This window comes from Corynebacterium neomassiliense, assembly GCF_900626215.1.
Taxonomy (GTDB): domain Bacteria; phylum Actinomycetota; class Actinomycetes; order Mycobacteriales; family Mycobacteriaceae; genus Corynebacterium; species Corynebacterium neomassiliense.
In genome coordinates this window covers 882,988-899,377 of sequence record NZ_LR131106.1, presented here as the reverse complement: position 1 = coordinate 899,377, position 16,390 = coordinate 882,988, and the positions used below count along the sequence as shown (strand labels likewise).

General features: G+C 66.5%; 14 protein-coding genes. 13 read left to right on the top strand and 1 reads right to left on the bottom strand.

Annotated elements, in window-relative coordinates:
• Positions 1–31: 31 nt before the first annotated feature.
• Entirely contained in the window at positions 32–1,786 is a 1,755-nt protein-coding gene (locus E0E18_RS03915) for a long-chain fatty-acid--CoA ligase (RefSeq protein ID WP_237559621.1), read from the bottom strand.
• A gap of 404 nt (positions 1,787–2,190) precedes the next feature.
• Here E0E18_RS03915 and rho point away from each other — a divergent pair, with 404 nt between their 5' ends.
• The 13 genes from rho to atpD all read left to right on the top strand — a co-directional run bounded on the left by rho (position 2,191) and on the right by atpD (position 16,381).
• On the top strand, positions 2,191–4,206 hold the full coding sequence (rho, locus tag E0E18_RS03910) for a transcription termination factor Rho (RefSeq protein ID WP_419866035.1): 2,016 nt from the start codon (positions 2,191–2,193) through the stop codon (positions 4,204–4,206).
• Positions 4,199–5,293, top strand: coding sequence for a peptide chain release factor 1 (prfA, locus tag E0E18_RS03905; RefSeq protein ID WP_066583143.1), 1,095 nt, complete (start codon positions 4,199–4,201; stop codon positions 5,291–5,293). Before rho ends, prfA begins: the two co-directional genes overlap by 8 nt.
• A gap of 8 nt (positions 5,294–5,301) precedes the next feature.
• Complete coding sequence (locus E0E18_RS03900; RefSeq protein ID WP_161972240.1) at positions 5,302–6,417, top strand: N5-glutamine methyltransferase family protein; 1,116 nt, start codon at positions 5,302–5,304, stop codon at positions 6,415–6,417.
• 50 nt (positions 6,418–6,467) lie between these two features.
• Positions 6,468–7,148: an L-threonylcarbamoyladenylate synthase gene (locus E0E18_RS03895; protein WP_130839383.1), complete on the top strand. Its 681-nt coding sequence runs from the start codon at positions 6,468–6,470 to the stop codon at positions 7,146–7,148.
• Between the two features lie 63 nt (positions 7,149–7,211).
• Positions 7,212–8,531 carry an MraY family glycosyltransferase gene (locus E0E18_RS03890; RefSeq protein ID WP_272914256.1) on the top strand — a complete coding sequence of 440 codons (1,320 nt, stop codon included), beginning with the start codon at positions 7,212–7,214 and terminating at the stop codon, positions 8,529–8,531.
• A gap of 134 nt (positions 8,532–8,665) precedes the next feature.
• On the top strand, positions 8,666–9,088 hold the full coding sequence (locus E0E18_RS03885; RefSeq protein WP_066585758.1) for a Cg1360 family ATP-synthase-associated protein: 423 nt from the start codon (positions 8,666–8,668) through the stop codon (positions 9,086–9,088).
• A 459-nt stretch (positions 9,089–9,547) separates the two neighbouring features.
• Complete coding sequence (atpB, locus tag E0E18_RS03880) at positions 9,548–10,372, top strand: F0F1 ATP synthase subunit A (protein ID WP_130841188.1); 825 nt, start codon at positions 9,548–9,550, stop codon at positions 10,370–10,372.
• 102 nt (positions 10,373–10,474) lie between these two features.
• A complete protein-coding gene (locus E0E18_RS03875) occupies positions 10,475–10,717 on the top strand; it encodes an ATP synthase F0 subunit C (RefSeq protein WP_066583137.1) in 243 nt (80 codons plus the stop codon).
• 90 nt (positions 10,718–10,807) lie between these two features.
• Positions 10,808–11,377, top strand: a complete 570-nt coding sequence (locus E0E18_RS03870; protein ID WP_066583134.1) for a F0F1 ATP synthase subunit B — start codon at positions 10,808–10,810, stop codon at positions 11,375–11,377.
• Positions 11,378–11,382: 5 nt separating this feature from the next.
• Positions 11,383–12,201 (top strand): F0F1 ATP synthase subunit delta, encoded by an 819-nt coding sequence (locus tag E0E18_RS03865; RefSeq protein WP_130839382.1) that lies wholly within the window; start codon positions 11,383–11,385, stop codon positions 12,199–12,201.
• A 63-nt stretch (positions 12,202–12,264) separates the two neighbouring features.
• Complete coding sequence (atpA, locus tag E0E18_RS03860) at positions 12,265–13,899, top strand: F0F1 ATP synthase subunit alpha (RefSeq protein WP_066583127.1); 1,635 nt, start codon at positions 12,265–12,267, stop codon at positions 13,897–13,899.
• A 52-nt stretch (positions 13,900–13,951) separates the two neighbouring features.
• The gene (locus E0E18_RS03855; RefSeq protein WP_066583124.1) at positions 13,952–14,929 is read left to right on the top strand and encodes a F0F1 ATP synthase subunit gamma; all 978 of its coding nucleotides are present in this window, start codon (positions 13,952–13,954) and stop codon (positions 14,927–14,929) included.
• A gap of 3 nt (positions 14,930–14,932) precedes the next feature.
• On the top strand, positions 14,933–16,381 hold the full coding sequence (atpD, locus tag E0E18_RS03850; RefSeq protein ID WP_066583122.1) for a F0F1 ATP synthase subunit beta: 1,449 nt from the start codon (positions 14,933–14,935) through the stop codon (positions 16,379–16,381).
• Positions 16,382–16,390 lie beyond the last annotated feature (9 nt).

The following is a 16,390-nucleotide window of genomic DNA, read 5'->3' as shown; positions in this document are numbered from 1 at the left end:
GCAGGCCTGAAGAGGGCCGTCCTGAAGAGGGTCAGCGTGGCAGCCGGATGACGTGGTACTCCCCGAGGTGGAGTCGTACCCGCATGTCCTTCTTGTCGAACTTTCCCACCGAGGTGTGGTCGAGGGAGTCGACGAAGGTCCAGTATTCGGGCACCATCCACCGCGGTGCCCGGGTGGCGACCTCGGCGGCGATCTCACCGGCGGTGGTGCGGTCACGGGGTGTCCCCGGGACCACCACGACGACTGCCAACGGCCGCTCACCCCAGTCAGGGTCGGGCATCCCTATGACCGCCGCCTCCGCCACGACAGGGGAGGCCATCACGAGGTTCTCGAGCATGGCCGAGTAGATCCACTCACCACCGGAACGGATGATGTCCGTCTGACGGTCGTGGACGGTGAGGAAGCCGTCGCGGGTGATCGTGCCGACGTCGCCGGTCCTCAGCCACCCGTCGGAGGTGAAACGGTCGGTGGCGTCCTCCACGGGTTCACCACGGAATCGGGTGGTCGCCCCGTCGCCGTCCTCTGACGGGGAATGGAAGTACGCACCGGTCACCGAGTTCCCGCGGACCTGGATTTCGCCGCTGGAGCGGTCGTTGGCTGTCAACGGCACGCCGTCCTCGTCGACGACCCGGAACTGCATGCCGACGGGGAAGCGTCCCTGGCTCTCGCGGTAGGTCTGCCGTGCCGCACCCCCGACTCCGGCCGGCGGACGGGCGACGGTGCCGATCGGCCCGGTCTCGGTCATCCCCCAGACGTGGGTGATGTCGACGCCGAAGCGCTCCTCCCAGGCGTTGATCAGTGCAGGGGGGACAGTGGACCCGCCGGAGATGATCTCGCGCAGGCTCATCTTCGCCGGCGGATTGTGTTCGAAGTGGGCCAGCAGCTGGTTCCACACGGTGGGCGCACCGTGGGCGCGCAGCGGCAGGGCGTCCTCGATGACATAGGCGAGATGCCCGGGGGAGGAGTCACCTCCCGGCAGCACGAGCCGGGTCCCCGCCATCATCGCGGCAACCGGGACACCCCAGCTGAGCACGTGGAAAACCGGGACGACGCAGAGGAACCTCTCACCGTTGCGGACCGCGAGAGAATCGACCGAACGGATCGCCATCGCATGGGTCCACACCGACCGGTGGGAATAGACGACCCCTTTGGGCGCACCGCTGGTGCCCGTCGAATAGCACAGGGCCACCGGGGCGGTCTCGGGAAGTTCAGGCCAGGGGTAGCGGGTCGGTCGACCGTCGAGGCAGGCTTCGTAGCCCAGCACCTCTGTCCCGTCCGGGACGGCGGACGCCACGGCCCGGACGTCGTCGTCGTCCCCGGTGACGAGCAGGGCGCCGACCCCGGGGCACTGGGGGAGGAGGGGAAGCAGGACATCGGCGTACTCGGGGTCGAGGACGATGACCCGGTCGTCGGCGTGGTTGACCACGTGCACGATCTGGTCACCCATGAGGTAGGGGTTGAGCGGCTGGAACACCGCCCCCATCGATCCCGCCCCGAACAGGACCTCCAGGTGCTCGGCGGTGTTGGGCATCATGGTCGCGACCCGGTGCCCGGTCTTCACCCCGAGGCCTGCAAGGGCATGGGCCAGTGCGGCGGCACGGGAACCCAGCGCCGCGAAAGTGTACTGCTCGGAACTCATGCCGCGGTAGGTGGTCACGGTCGAGGCGGCGTGGACGCGGCGTCCGTACTCCAGGACGGTGGCCAGGGAGTAGGGGATGACCTGCATGGTCGAGGTGACGGGGGCAGGTTCCGGACGCACCGGCTGATTCTGTGACATGTCCTCCATAGGCTTCGAGGATAGGCCTGCCCGTACACTCCGAGGGCAGGCATGCCCGCGGACGCGGGGAGGGGGCGGGATTGGTGGTGGACACGGGTGAGGGTGGTAGTGTGATCGCTGAGAATCGTTCACTGCCGTCGCCGTCGTCCACGGTCTGCCGCGCAGTGTCCGGTCATCCGGACTCCCGGGCCGGCCGGGTGAGCGTCACTGCACACCCGTACCTGCAGACCCCGGCGTCCGATCCTCACATTCCGACGACTCAACGAGAGCACGTCGCCCCCCGGTCCACCACCGGGACACGGTTCTGCGTAATCCGCAGTCCCGGTCCGGTAGGACGCTCCCGGTCACCCGCTGCACACGGTGTACGGCCACCGAAGTTATTCCATCCCGGGGGGTGGACCGAAAGGACACCTGTGACTTTGACTGACATCGTCTCCAGGGCACAGAACGACGGCCTCGCCAGCCTCAAGCTGACGGAGCTGAAGCAGATCGCAGCCTCCCGGGGCCTCCGTGGCACTTCGGGACTGCGCAAGGGGGAACTCATCGACGCGATCACCACCGCCGGTCTCGGGGACGGGAGGGGGAACGCCTCCTCAGAGAAGAGGAGGCAGAAGACGTCGGAGGATCCGCAGTCCACCCTGGCCGACCGCCCGGCGGGCATCTCGACGGACGGTCAGGTGGACAGGCATACGGACAGTCAGGCGGACGGTCCGGCGCACGGGCAGGCGGAAGGTCTGGAGGGCAGCCCTACGGGCAGTCACGAGGGCAGGGACGTCACTGCGGGACAGGACGCGGACAGCGGCAGAGACCGTCAGGAGTCCCTGGACGGGGACCGGGCTGATAAGAACAGCGGACGTCGTGAGCGGGAGAACCGGGAGAACCGTGACGACCGGGAGAACCGTGACGACCGGGACCGTCGCGGGGGCAGGGACGAGCAGGACCGCGACGACCGCGACAGTCGTGACGACCGCGACAGTTCAGGTGACGGGGAGGGTGGAGGACGCCGCAGTCGCCGTAACCGGCGTAACAGGCGCAACCGTGGTCGCGACGACCACCAGAGTCAGCAGGGGGACAATGCCCAGAACGGGGGTGGGCGGTCCGACCGGGACCGAAACGGAGACCGCTCACGCGGGGGGAACGACAACTCCGGCAGCCGCTCCGACCGCAGCAGCCGTCGGGAACGCAACCGTAACCGGGAAGACCGCAACAACGGGCAGAACAGCGGCCAGTCAGGTAGCCAGTCCGGGAACCAGGGCGAGCCGCCGACCCCCGTCGCCGGGATCCTCGACTTCGTCGATCCGAACACCGCGTTCATTCGTACGACCGGCTACCATGCGGGTCCCACCGACATCTACGTGCCGATCCAGATGGTCCGGAAGTTCGGGATGCGGCACGGTGACGCGGTGACCGGAACCATCCGCCCGGGGAAGCAGCAGACGGCCAACAACAGTCAGGGCCGCAACCGCAACCGTGGCAGGTACAACCAGCTTCAGAGCGTCGAGACCGTGAACGGTCTGACGCCGGAGGCGGCCGCTCAGCGGCCCCACTTCCACCGGCTGACACCGCTCTACCCCAACCAGCGGCTCCGGTTGGAGACCACGCCGAAGATCCTCACCACCCGTGTGATCGACCTGATCATGCCCATCGGCAAGGGGCAGCGCGCGCTGATCGTCTCTCCTCCCAAGGCAGGTAAGACGACGATCCTGCAGGACATCGCCAACGCAATCGCGACGAACAACCCCGAGTGCCATCTCATGGTCGTACTTGTCGACGAGCGGCCCGAGGAGGTCACCGACATGCAGCGTTCGGTGAAGGGCGAGGTCATCGCCTCGACCTTCGACCGTCCGCCGAACGAGCACACGGCTGTCGCGGAACTCGCGGTCGAGCGTGCGAAGCGGCTTGTCGAGCAGGGGCAGGACGTGGTGATCCTGCTGGACTCCATCACCCGGCTGGGGCGTGCGTACAACAACTCCTCCCCGGCGTCCGGGCGCATCCTGTCCGGTGGTGTGGACTCCAACGCCCTCTACCCGCCCAAGCGTTTCCTCGGTGCGGCCCGCAACATCGAGAACGGCGGTTCCCTGCCCCTCATCGCCCCCCCCCCGGTCGAGACCGGGTCGGCCGGGGACACGGGCATCTTCGAGGAGGTCAAGGGCACCGGCAACGCAGAACTGAAACTCGACCGGAAGATCGCGGAACGCAGGCTGTTCCCCGCCGTCGACGTCAACCCGTCCGGCACGCGCAAGGATGAGCTGCTGCTGGGGCCTGAGGAGGCGCGCCTGATGCACAAGCTGCGCCGGATCCTCTCCGCCCTCGATCCTCAGGCTGCGATCGACCTGATGATCAAGCAGCTGCGTAAGACGAAGACCAACGGCGAGTTCATGATGCAGATCGCATCCTCCGCCCCCCTGGCAGGTGAGGACGATGAGTGACCGGACCGGTACCGCCGCGTCGCCGTCGAAGGTCGACGACATTCTCGCGGAGTACCAGGGCCTGGAGATGCAGCTGTCCGATCCGGAGCTGCACAATGACGCTGCGGCGGCCCGCCGGGTCGCCAAGAGGTTCAGTGAGCTCCAGCCGGTCATCCAGACCTACCGGAAGCTGACCCAGGCGCGTGAGGACCACGACGCTGCTGCGGAGATGGCGGGGGAGGACGCCGATTTCGCGGCGGAGGCGGACCGTCTCGCCGTGGAGATCCCGGTCCTCGAGGAGAAGCTCACGGACCTGCTCGCCCCCCGGGACCCCCATGACAGCGATGACGTCGTCATGGAGATCAAGTCCGGGGCGGGTGGCGAGGAGGCGGCCCTGTTCGCCGGCGAACTGGTGCGCATGTACCAGCGTTACGCGGAGAAGCACGGCTTCACCTGCGAGGTCCTGGATGTCAACGAGACTGATCTGGGCGGGGTGAAGGACCTGACGATGTCGATCCGGTCGAAGCACCCGTCCCGGGACGGGGCGTGGAGCGTCTTCAAGTTCGAGGGTGGTGTGCACCGGGTGCAGCGTATCCCGGTCACCGAGTCGCAGGGCAGGATCCAGACCTCGGCCGCCGGTGTCCTGGTGTACCCGGAGCCGGACGAGGTCGAGGACGTCGAGATCGACGACAAGGATCTGCGGGTCGACGTCTACCGGTCCTCCGGAAAGGGCGGTCAGGGTGTCAACACCACCGATTCGGCGGTGCGTATCACCCACCTGCCCACCGGAATTGTGGTGACCTGTCAGAAGGAACGTTCCCAGATCCAGAACAAGGCACGGGCCATGCAGGTGCTGGCGGCCCGCCTCCAGCAGATGAAGGAGGAGGAGGCGGACGCTGCCGCGGCGGAGGGACGCCACGCGCAGATCCGCACCATGGACCGGTCGGAACGTATCCGTACCTACAACTTCCCTGAGTCCAGGGTCTCCGACCACCGGATCGGCTACAAGGCCAACAACCTTGACGCTGTCCTCGACGGTGACCTGGACGCGCTCCTCGCGGCCCTCCACGACGCCGACCGGGCGGCCCGTCTCGGCGCAGAGGACTGACAGGCCAGATGGACACCGGTGAACGCGGCGGTACCGACGGCGGTACAGGCAACACTGCGGGGGCGGCGACGACAGTTTCGGCGGCCCTGCGCGACGCCGTGGCGGTGCTGACCCGTGCAGGGGTGCCCTCGGCCGCCCACGATGCCCGGGAGCTCATGGCCACGGCTCTGGACGCCGTGACATCTTCTCACGCCCCCGACGCCCCCGACGGTCCTGACGATCTGCCCCGCAGAGTCACCGCGACTGATCTGATCCTGCATGCGGACGATCCGGTCCCGGCGTCCTTCCCCTCCATGGTCGCGCGGCGTGCAGCCCGTGAACCGCTCCAGTTCATCACCGGCTCGGCACCGGTGGTCGGAGTGGACCTCCGGGTCGGGCCGGGGGTGTTCATCCCGCGGCCCGAGACCGACCTCCTGATCGACTGGGGCGCACGGACCCTGCTGCGCCGTGACACCTGGCGGAGGACGGACGCCCTGCGCCGGTCCCTGGTTCCCGCCAGATACACGGTAGTGGACTTCTGCTCGGGACCGGGGACAGTCAGCCTGGGGTTGGCTCATCTGCTCTCCCGGGCGGGTCTGCCGGACCGTGCCGCGGTGAGGATCGTGGGGATCGAACGGAACCCGACCGCACTGGAGTACGCCCGGCTGAACCTCACCCGGTGGCGTCGGCGCGGCGACATCGACGTCCGCGTCGACGTGGAGTTCGTCCGTGGGGACGCCACGGACCCGCAGCTGGTGACGGCCCTGGGACTGGTGGCCGGTGCTGACCTGATCCTGGCGAATCCTCCGTATGTCCCGGAGGGTGACCACGGGCAGAATGTCGCGGCGGCGGACCCGGAGGTTGCCGCGGATCCTCCGGACGCCGTCTACTCGGGTGCCGACGGGCTCGGGGTGATGCGTCCCCTGGCGGGGGTCATCTCCCTGACCTGTGCACCGCATTCCCGCGTGGCGGTCGAGCACGACGACTCCACCGGTGCGGAAGTACGGCGCCTGCTGGAGGACGCCGGGATCCGGGACACGGTCCAGCACCGTGATTTCGCAGGCCGGGACCGCTTCGTCTCCGGAGCGGTGGACCGCGATCCGGGGTTCCGGCTCACGGAGCAGGCCGCACAACGGCTACAGTGAGTCACCTGTACATATCTTCGTGACCAGAGCATGTCCAAAGGAGTTCATCGGTGTCGCAGACCTACGACTGCACACGACCGGGTGGTGACGAGGCCGGCCTCGCCGCAGCGCTGAGCGCGGTGAAAGGTGGCCGGCTGGTCGTCATACCGACTGACACGGTGTACGGCATCGGCGCCGACGCCTTCGACAATGACGCCGTCGCCTCGCTGCTCAAGGCCAAGCACCGTGGCCCCGATTACCCGACCCCCGTGGTCGTCGGGTCCTGGGACACGGTGACCGGCCTGGTCCGGGACGCCGACTCCCGCCTCCGGACCCTGGTCGAGGCCTTCTGGCCGGGCGGGCTCACGGTGGTGACCCACCAGGCTCCGAGCCTGCCGTGGAATCTCGGGGACACCAGGGGCACCGTGGCCCTGCGGATGCCGTTGCACCCCCTGGCTGTCGCCCTCCTGCGTCAGACCGGTCCGATGGCTCTGTCGAGTGCCAACGTCCACGGCCGGCCGCCGGCGCTGACCGCGGCCCAGGCACGGGAGCAGTTGGGCGATTCCGTCTCCGTCTACCTCGACGGTGGTCGGGCGACCGTCGGTACGGCGTCGACGATCATCGATCTTTCCGGAAGCCACCCCAGGATTCTGCGCCGGGGTGCCGTCGACCCGGCGAGGATCGCGGAGGTTCTCGAGCTTTCCGAGGAGTCACTGACCGGGGAACCTGCCGAGCCCGGGGCCCGGGGGTAGATCACCGTGACCGAGGTGGCCGGCGTCGGCGTCGGTGCAGGTGGCGCCGGGGGCATCGGCGGGGTGCAGTGGCTCACGGCTGCCGGCAACGCCGGGGTCGGCATCCCCTTCCGGGAGCTTGTCCTGGTACTGCTGATCGCCTGTGTCACCACATATCTGACCACCGGGGTGGCGCGGATGCTCATGGTCCGTTTCGGGCAGATGAGTGCGCCCCGGGCCCGTGACGTGCACACCGTGCCCACCCCACGGCTCGGTGGGGTGGCGATGTTCACCGGACTGGTCGTCGCCGTGGCCGCGGCCGGGCAACTGCCCGCGCTGAACAGGGGTTTTCCGCCGGTGACCCCCGACATGGTGGCAGTGCTCTCCGCGGCGGTGGTCATCGTGGTCGTCGGTGTCATCGACGATCTCTACGACATTTCCTGGGTGGTCAAACTGGGGGGCCAGATCGTCGGTTCCGTGGTGATGAGTCTGTCAGGACTGTCCTGGTACCTGATCTGGGTGCCCCTCGGCGACGGCGGTACCACCCTCATTCTCGACCAGGTCCAGTCCACGATGTTGACCGCGCTGCTGACTGTGGCGATCATCAACGCCATGAACTTCGTCGACGGTCTCGACGGTCTGGCCGCCGGTCTGGGGATGATCGGCGGAGGCACCCTGCTGGTCTACTCGCTGACCATCCTTCACGACCAGGGAGGGACCGTCAGCGCATATCCGCCGGCCATCATCTCCGCTGTCCTGGTGGGGGTGTGTGCCGGCTTCCTGCCCCACAATTTCGCTCCGGCGAGGATCTTCATGGGGGACTCCGGTTCCATGCTGATCGGTCTGCTGCTCGCTGCGGCGTGTGTCTCGGCGTCCGGGAGGATCAACATGGCCCTCTACGGCACTGCCGACGTCGTCGCGTTGCTGTCACCGCTGTTCGTCGTGGCTGCGGCACTGTCCATTCCGCTGCTGGACCTGGTTCTTGCTGTCGTTCGTCGACTGGCGGCGGGCAAGAGTCCCTTCGCCCCGGACAAGAAACACCTGCACCACCGTCTGCTGCGTCTGGGACACAGTCAACGGCAGGTCGTCCTCGTCCTGTATTCGTGGGTGGGTGTCGTGGCCCTCGGCGCGGTGGGGGCCACAGTTTTCCCGCCGGTGGTCGCGGCGGTGCTGTTCGTCGTGGCTTTCGTGGTGGTGGGAGTGGTCACCTGGGTGCCGTTGGTCCGTAACCGGCCACCGCACGGGGGACGGCACCGTAGCGGACAGGGAGGACACGGGGCAGGAGACGCCGGCCCCGGGGGCGGTGCGGCAGGTGGCGCCGTGGAGGCCCCGTCCGCAGGGGGGACGGACAGTCCCGGACCGATTGCGGGCCTGGCCGCACCCCGGGATAGTCTGGGCGGGTGAACGAGAGCAGCAACGACAGGCCGGAACACGGTACGCAAGCCGACCCGGACTTCAACCCCGACGCCCAACCCGACGCCAACCCCGACGCCCAGCCGGGAGCGTCCTCTGCCCCGGATCCCGCAGATCTTCCGGACCTGAATGTCTCCGTGGACGGTGACATCACCGACCACCGGCGTCCGCTGCTCCGTGCCGCGAAGCTGGGCGGGGCCGGCATCGCTGTGCTGACAGTGGTGTCTCTGATGGTCTGGGGCGGGACCCGAGGGGCGGAAGGGCTGTGGGGCGTCCTCATCGGTGCCGCGATCGGTGGAGGGTTCGTGCTGGCCACCGTCGGGGTGGTCCTGCTGACAGCGGACAGTACCCCGACGAACACCCTCGTGGTCGTGTTCGGGACCTGGCTGATCAAGATTCTTGTCGTGCTGGTGGTGCTCGCGGTGCTGCGGAGGTTCGACTTCTACGATTCCACGGCGCTGGGCGTGACCACGATTCTCGCCCTCGTCGTCGGCCTGGCGACGGAGACTCTGGGGGTCCTGCGCACCAGGACGACCTACGTCGGGTGAGAAGCGACCCGGAGCAGGGGAGAAGCAGGCCGGTAGAAGCAGGCCGGTGTAAACAGGCCGGTGTAAACAGGCCGGGCGAAACAGACACGGACGGGGAGACCTGTGTCCGGACCTGCCCGTGGCAGGCAGGGTCGTGGGGGAGGGGGCCGGGCCTTCCGCTGCCACGGGGTGGGTGAGTGGTGTCTCTCCCGCCCCCGAAATCGCAGGTCGGTGGCCAGGGGGGTGCCTGTTAGCGTGTGGCAGACGGGGCTGCTATTGTTCATTGCGGGTAATCAGGCGACTGGCCTGGCGCTGCTACGCGGTCAGGGACAGTCCTGGATCTACGCCCCCGGCATCGTGCGGATGTGCGACGGAGTCCACGGTGACCGGGTACCACCTGACGACCTCCATCGCACCGCCTGACGCACAGGTCACGCGGCTCAACCTCGGGAGAGAACGCTGAGCGTTACAACCTTGGCCCTGGAGGGTGAATTCCACACACCCTCACTGGGGCACGAATTCTTCCCGGGTGGAGACATGGCACCTACCGCAGACGTTCCCGGACGGGAAGGTCTCTGGTTCTACGATTTCGCTGGCGGCTTGTTCGCGCTCGACCGGTTGATGATCATCCGTCTGCTGATGATCGCAGTCCTGGCAGTGTTCTTCATCATCGCGATGCGCAAGCCGAAGCTGATCCCCAGCGGTATCCAGAATGTCGGGGAGTACCTCCTCGATTTCGTCCGGATCTACATCGCCGAGGACATTCTGGGCAAGAAGGAGGGGCGCCGGTTCCTTCCGGTCATCGCCACCATCTTCTTCGTGGTCCTGGTCGGTAACATTCCGTCCGTGGTCCCGTTCCTCAATGTCTCGCCCAACGCCAGGATCGGTATGCCGATCGTTCTGGCTGCTGTGGCGTACATCGCGATGCTCTACGCGGGTATCAAACGCTACGGATTCGGCAAGTTCATGAAGTCCTCGCTGGTCATCCCGAACCTGCCTCCGATTCTCCACGTCCTCGTGGTGCCGATCGAATTCTTCTCCACCTTCGTCCTCCGCCCGGTCACGCTGACCATCCGTCTGATGGCCAACATGCTGGCGGGCCACATCATCCTCGTCCTGCTGTTCTCCGCCACGAACTTCTTCTTCTGGCAGATGAACGGCTGGACCGTCCTCTCTGCGGGCACGCTGGCCTTCGGCCTGGCGTTCATGCTCTTCGAGATGCTGATCATCTTCCTGCAGGCGTACATCTTCAGCCTGCTGGCCGCGGTCTACATCGAGCTCTCGCTGCACGCGGACGAACACTGACGTGGTGCCTTCACGGGCCCCGCGCACAACCCAACCTGACCCCGGTACCGGGCGACAACTCAACAGCACCGGTACGGAATCACGAAAAGGAACGGAAACACAATGAACGAGCTGCTCATCCTGGCTCAGGACGCCACCACCAACTTCGAGGGCCTGGGTACCGTCGGTTACGGTCTCGCAGCCATCGGCCCCGGTATCGGTATCGGCATCGTCGCCGGCAAGACCGCCGAGGCCATGGCACGTCAGCCCGAGATGGCCGGCCAGCTGCGCACCACCATGTTCCTGGGTATCGCCTTCACCGAGGCCCTCGCCCTCATCGGCCTGGTCGCCGGCTTCCTGTTCTAGTGTGTGGCGCCTGCCGGTACCGGCGGGGAGCCGCAGGCACTGACAGGCACGTAAGACACATCACCACGCACAAGAGCGAAAGCTGAGACTATGACGAACTACTTCATTCTCGCCGCGGAGGGGGCCGACGATCCACAGCAGTGGACCGACAGCCCCAATCCGCTGCTGCCTGCGGGCTACGACCTCGTCTGGTCCCTGATCTGCTTCATCATCATCTTCGTGCTGTTCTGGAAGTTCGTCCTTCCGACCTTCAGGCGCGTCCTCACCGAGCGTGAGGAGCAGATCGAAGGTGGCATCCAGCGGGCCGAGGCGGCCCAGGAGGAAGCCAAGGCGGCGCTGGAGAAGTACAACTCCCAGCTCGCCGAGGCCCGCACCGAGGCAGCCCAGATCCGGGACGACGCACGTGCCCAGGGCCAGAAGATCATCGCCGAGGCCAGCGCCAAGGCGGAGGCAGAGGTCAAGCGCAAGAACGCTGACGGCGAGAAGGCTCTTCTCGCCCAGCGCGACGCAGTCGTCGCCGACCTGCGCAAGGACCTGGGAGCGGCGTCCATCAACCTCGCCGAGAAGCTGATCGGCGAAGACCTGTCGGACGACGTCAGGAAGTCCGGAACCATCGACTCCTTCCTCGCTGATCTCGACAGCGTCGGTTCGGGGAAGTGACGCCCGTGCACGCAGCGAGCCGAGCAACCCTGGACCAGCTGTCCGCGAGCCTGGACAGCGTTCTGACCGGGTCGGACGAGGCAGCCGCCGTCGGCGCGCAGACCGGTGCCGACCTTTTCGAGATCGTGGAACTCCTCGACGACAACCGCGACCTGCGCAAGACCCTCGTAGACCAGGGCTACCCGTCCGACCGTCGGGTCGGGCTGGTCGAGACCCTGCTGTCGGGCCAGGTCTCCGCGACCGCCCTGGCGACAGTGTCCGCCGCGGTGCGCTCCACCTGGTCGGACACCCGTGACCTGCGCAACGGTCTGATCGAGCTGGGACGTCGCGCCCTGCTGCGTGCGGCCGCCGCCCAGGGACAGAAGGACCGGGTCGGAAGTGAGCTCTACCAGCTGGCCCGCCTCCTGGAGAAGGAGCCGGAGCTGGAGATGCTTCTCGCAGACCGGCTGGCCTCCTCCGAAGACCGACGTGGTCTGTTCGCGAAGGTCCTGTACGGCAAGGTCAGCTCCATCACCGAGGCGCTCGCGCTGCAGGTGGTGGGCAGACCGTCGGACCGTCCGGTCGAGGGCCTTGACGCGGTGTGCGATTTCGCCGCCGCGCTGGACGGGAAGACTGTCGCCCGCGTGCGCGCCGTCGCACCCCTGTCCGAAGCCCAGTCGCAGGCCCTCGGGCAGAAACTGGAGAAGATCTACGGTTCCGCGATGTCCGTCCATTCCGAGGTTGACGCCAGCCTCCTCGGTGGTGCGGTCATCCGGGTCCGCGACGAGATCATCGACGGAAGCACAGCTGGAAAGCTGGAGAAGCTGCGTCGTACCCTCGCGTAGAGCCTGGATCGACAGAATATTCAACGTAAGAAGCTGGAAGACAAAACCGAGAGCAGGAAGAACATGGCGGAGCTGACGATCTCCTCCGATGAGATCCGTAGTGCGATTGCGAACTACACCTCGAGCACTTCCGCGGAGGCCTCCCGTGAGGAGGTCGGCGTGGTCACCATGGCTGCGGACGGCATTGCCCAGGTTTCGGGCATGCCTTCCGTGATGACCAATGAGCTGCTTGAGTTCCCGGGCGGCGTCATCGGCGTCGCACAGAACCTCGACACCGACTCCGTCGGCGTCGTGGTCCTGGGTAGCTTCGAGACCCTCAAGGAGGGCGACGAAGTCAAGCGGACCGGCGAGGTCCTGTCCATCCCGGTCGGGGAGAAGTTCCTCGGCCGTGTCATCAACCCCCTCGGCCGTCCCATCGACGGCCTGGGCTCGATCGAGGCCGAGGAGGACCGTGTCCTGGAACTCCAGGCGCCCTCCGTGCTGATGCGTCAGCCGGTCCACGAGCCCATGCAGACCGGGATCAAGGCCATCGACGCGATGACCCCCATCGGCCGTGGTCAGCGACAGCTGATCATCGGCGACCGTAAGACGGGCAAGACCTCCGTCTGCATCGACACCATCCTCAACCAGCGCGAGAACTGGGAGTCCGGCGACAAGACCCGTCAGGTGCGCTGCATCTACGTGGCCATCGGCCAGAAGGGGTCCACGATCGCCTCCGTGCGTAAGACCCTGGAGGACCAGGGCGCGCTGGAGTACACCACGATCGTGGCGGCCCCGGCCTCGGATTCGGCCGGTTTCAAGTGGCTCGCACCGTTCGCCGGTGCCGCGCTGGGTCAGCACTGGATGTACCAGGGCTACCACGTCCTGATCATCTTCGATGACCTGACCAAGCAGGCCGAGGCCTACCGCGCGATCTCCCTGCTGCTGCGCCGTCCGCCGGGACGCGAGGCTTACCCGGGCGATGTGTTCTACCTGCACTCCCGTCTTCTGGAGCGTGCGGCGAAACTGTCCGACGAACTCGGGGCCGGTTCCATGACCGCGCTTCCGATTATCGAGACCAAGGCCAACGACGTCGGAGCCTTCATTCCCACCAACGTCATCTCGATCACCGACGGCCAGGTCTTCCTCGAGTCTGACCTTTTCAACCAGGGTGTGCGCCCGGCCATCAATGTCGGTGTGTCCGTGTCCCGTGTGGGTGGCGACGCCCAGACCAAGGGCATGAAGAAGGTCGCCGGTAACCTGCGTCTCGACTTGGCCGCGTACCGCGACCTCGAGGCATTCGCCACTTTCGCCTCTGACCTGGACGACTACTCCAAGGCACAGCTGGAGCGCGGTGAGCGTCTCGTCGAGCTGCTGAAGCAGAACGAGACCGAGCCGCAGGCGGTCGAGGACCAGATGGTCTCGATCTACCTCGCCGGCGAGGGCGAGTTCGACAATGTTCCCGTGCAGGACGTCCGTCGCTACGAGGCGGAGCTGTGGGAGTTCCTGCATGCCTCGCATGCGGACATCTACGCTCAGATCGCCGGCGGCAAGCCCTTCTCCGACGAGTCGAAGGAGGCCCTCAAGGCCGCCAACGCCGCGTTCGCGAAGGAGTTCCAGACCACCGACGGAACCCCGGTCGTCAACGAGCCCGAGCCTGAGGCCCTTCCTGACGCCGAACTGGACAAGCACCAGATCACCGTCTCCGCCAAGAAGTAGGCGGATCCGATGACTGACCAGTCCAAGTACACCGAAGAAGGGAGGCAGGAAGATGGCTACACTTCGTGAGCTGCGTGACCGCATCAAGTCGGTCAACTCGACGAAGAAGATCACCAAGGCCCAGGAACTGATCGCGACCTCCAAGATCACGAAAGCCCAGGCCAGGGTGACCGCATCCCAGCCCTACGCGGACGAGATCACCAGAGTCATCCAGCGTCTGGCCTCAGCCTCTTCTCTGGACCACCCGATGCTCGACACCGAGGCGAAGGCACGGCGTGCGGCGATCCTGGTGATCACCAGTGACCGCGGCATGTGCGGCGGTTACAACCACAACGTGCTGAAGACCACGGTCGAGCTGAGGAAGAGGCTCCAGAATGAGGGCAAGGAAGTCGCACTCTACGTCGCAGGTTCCAAAGGCGTGGACTACTTCAGCTTCCGTGACGAACCGCTGGCCGGGGCGTGGACCGGATTCTCCCAGGATCCGGACTACAAGCTCAGCCACGACCTGAGGCGTCACCTCATCGACGGCTTCAACGTCGGCCCGGACGGCACCACTGCTCCGCGCGAGGGCGTCAACGCTCCCGCGGGTCAGGGCGTCCCCGGCTTCGACGAGCTGCACGTGGTCTACACGCGCTTCCAGTCGATGCTGACCCAGACGCCCCAGGCGTTCCGGATGCTCCCGATCGAGACCAGGGTCGAGGGTGAGGTCGCCCAGGGATCCGACCTGCTGTCGAACGGGCCTGACTCGGTCTCCGCCGACTTCGATTTCGAGCCTGACCCGGACACGTTGCTCGCCGCACTGCTTCCGCAGTATGTGTCGCGCAGCATCTTCGCGCTCATGCTCGAGTCTGCCGCCAGTGAGTCCGCCGCTCGACGGACCGCGATGTCCGCCGCGACCGACAACGCAACTGCACTGGTCAACGACCTTTCCCGGGTCGCCAACCAGCTGCGCCAGGCGAAGATCACCCAGGAAATCACAGAGATTGTCGGCGGCGTTGACGCGCTGTCGGACAGTGGAGAAAGTGACTAACTAATGACTACAGCTACTCAGGTGCAGCGTGAGGACGCCGCATCGACTGCTGCCGGACGCGTTGTCCGTGTCATCGGCCCGGTCGTCGACGTGGAATTCCCGCGCGGCGAGCTGCCGGCACTGTACAACGCCCTGCAGGTCGATGTGACGCTCGAAGCTGTCGCCAAGACCATCACCCTCGAGACGGCCCAGCACCTCGGCGACAACATCGTGCGGACCATCGCCATGGCCCCGACCGACGGCCTGGTCCGCGGTCAGGACGTGCGGGACACCGGTCGCCCCATCTCGGTGCCCGTCGGTGACGTCGTGAAGGGCCACGTCTTCAACGCCCTCGGCGACTGCCTCGACGAGCCCGGGCTCGGACGCGACGGCGAGCAGTGGGGAATCCACCGCGAGGCCCCCGCATTCGACCAGCTCGAGGGCAAGACCGAGCTCATGGAGACCGGCATCAAGGTCATCGACCTGCTCACCCCGTACGTCAAGGGCGGCAAGATCGGCCTGTTCGGCGGCGCCGGTGTGGGCAAGACCGTGCTCATCCAGGAGATGATCACCCGTATCGCCCGTGAGTTCTCGGGCACCTCGGTCTTCGCAGGCGTCGGGGAGCGTACCCGTGAGGGTACCGACCTGCGTCTCGAGATGGAGGAGATGGGAGTTCTCCAGGACACCGCCCTCGTCTTCGGCCAGATGGACGAGCCCCCGGGAGTCCGTATGCGCGTGGCCCTGTCCGGTCTGACCATGGCGGAGTACTTCCGCGATGTCCAGAACCAGGACGTGCTGCTGTTCATCGACAACATCTTCCGTTTCACCCAGGCCGGTTCCGAGGTCTCCACCCTGCTGGGCCGTATGCCCTCCGCGGTGGGTTACCAGCCGACACTGGCCGACGAGATGGGTGTTCTCCAGGAGCGGATCACCTCCACCAAGGGCCACTCGATCACCTCTCTGCAGGCCGTCTACGTGCCTGCCGACGACTACACCGACCCGGCCCCGGCGACGACCTTCGCCCACCTGGACGCCACCACCGAGCTCGACCGGTCCATCGCCTCGAAGGGTATCTACCCTGCGGTGAACCCCCTGACCTCGACCTCGCGCATCCTTGAGCCGGGTATCGTCGGCCAGCGTCACTACGACGTCGCTCAGCGGGTCATCGGTATCCTGCAGAAGAACAAGGAGCTGCAGGACATCATCGCCATCCTGGGTATGGACGAGCTGTCCGAGGAGGACAAGATCGTCGTGCAGCGTGCACGCCGTATCGAGCGTTTCCTCGGCCAGAACTTCTTCGTCGCCCAGAAGTTCACCGACATCCCCGGGTCCTTCGTGCCGCTCACTGACACGATCGACGCTTTCGAGCGCATCTGCGACGGCGAGTTCGACGCCTACCCGGAGAAGTGCTTCGACGGCCTGGGTGGACTTGATGACGTCGAGGCCGCCTACCAGAAGCTCACCGGAAAGTAAGGGGTCACG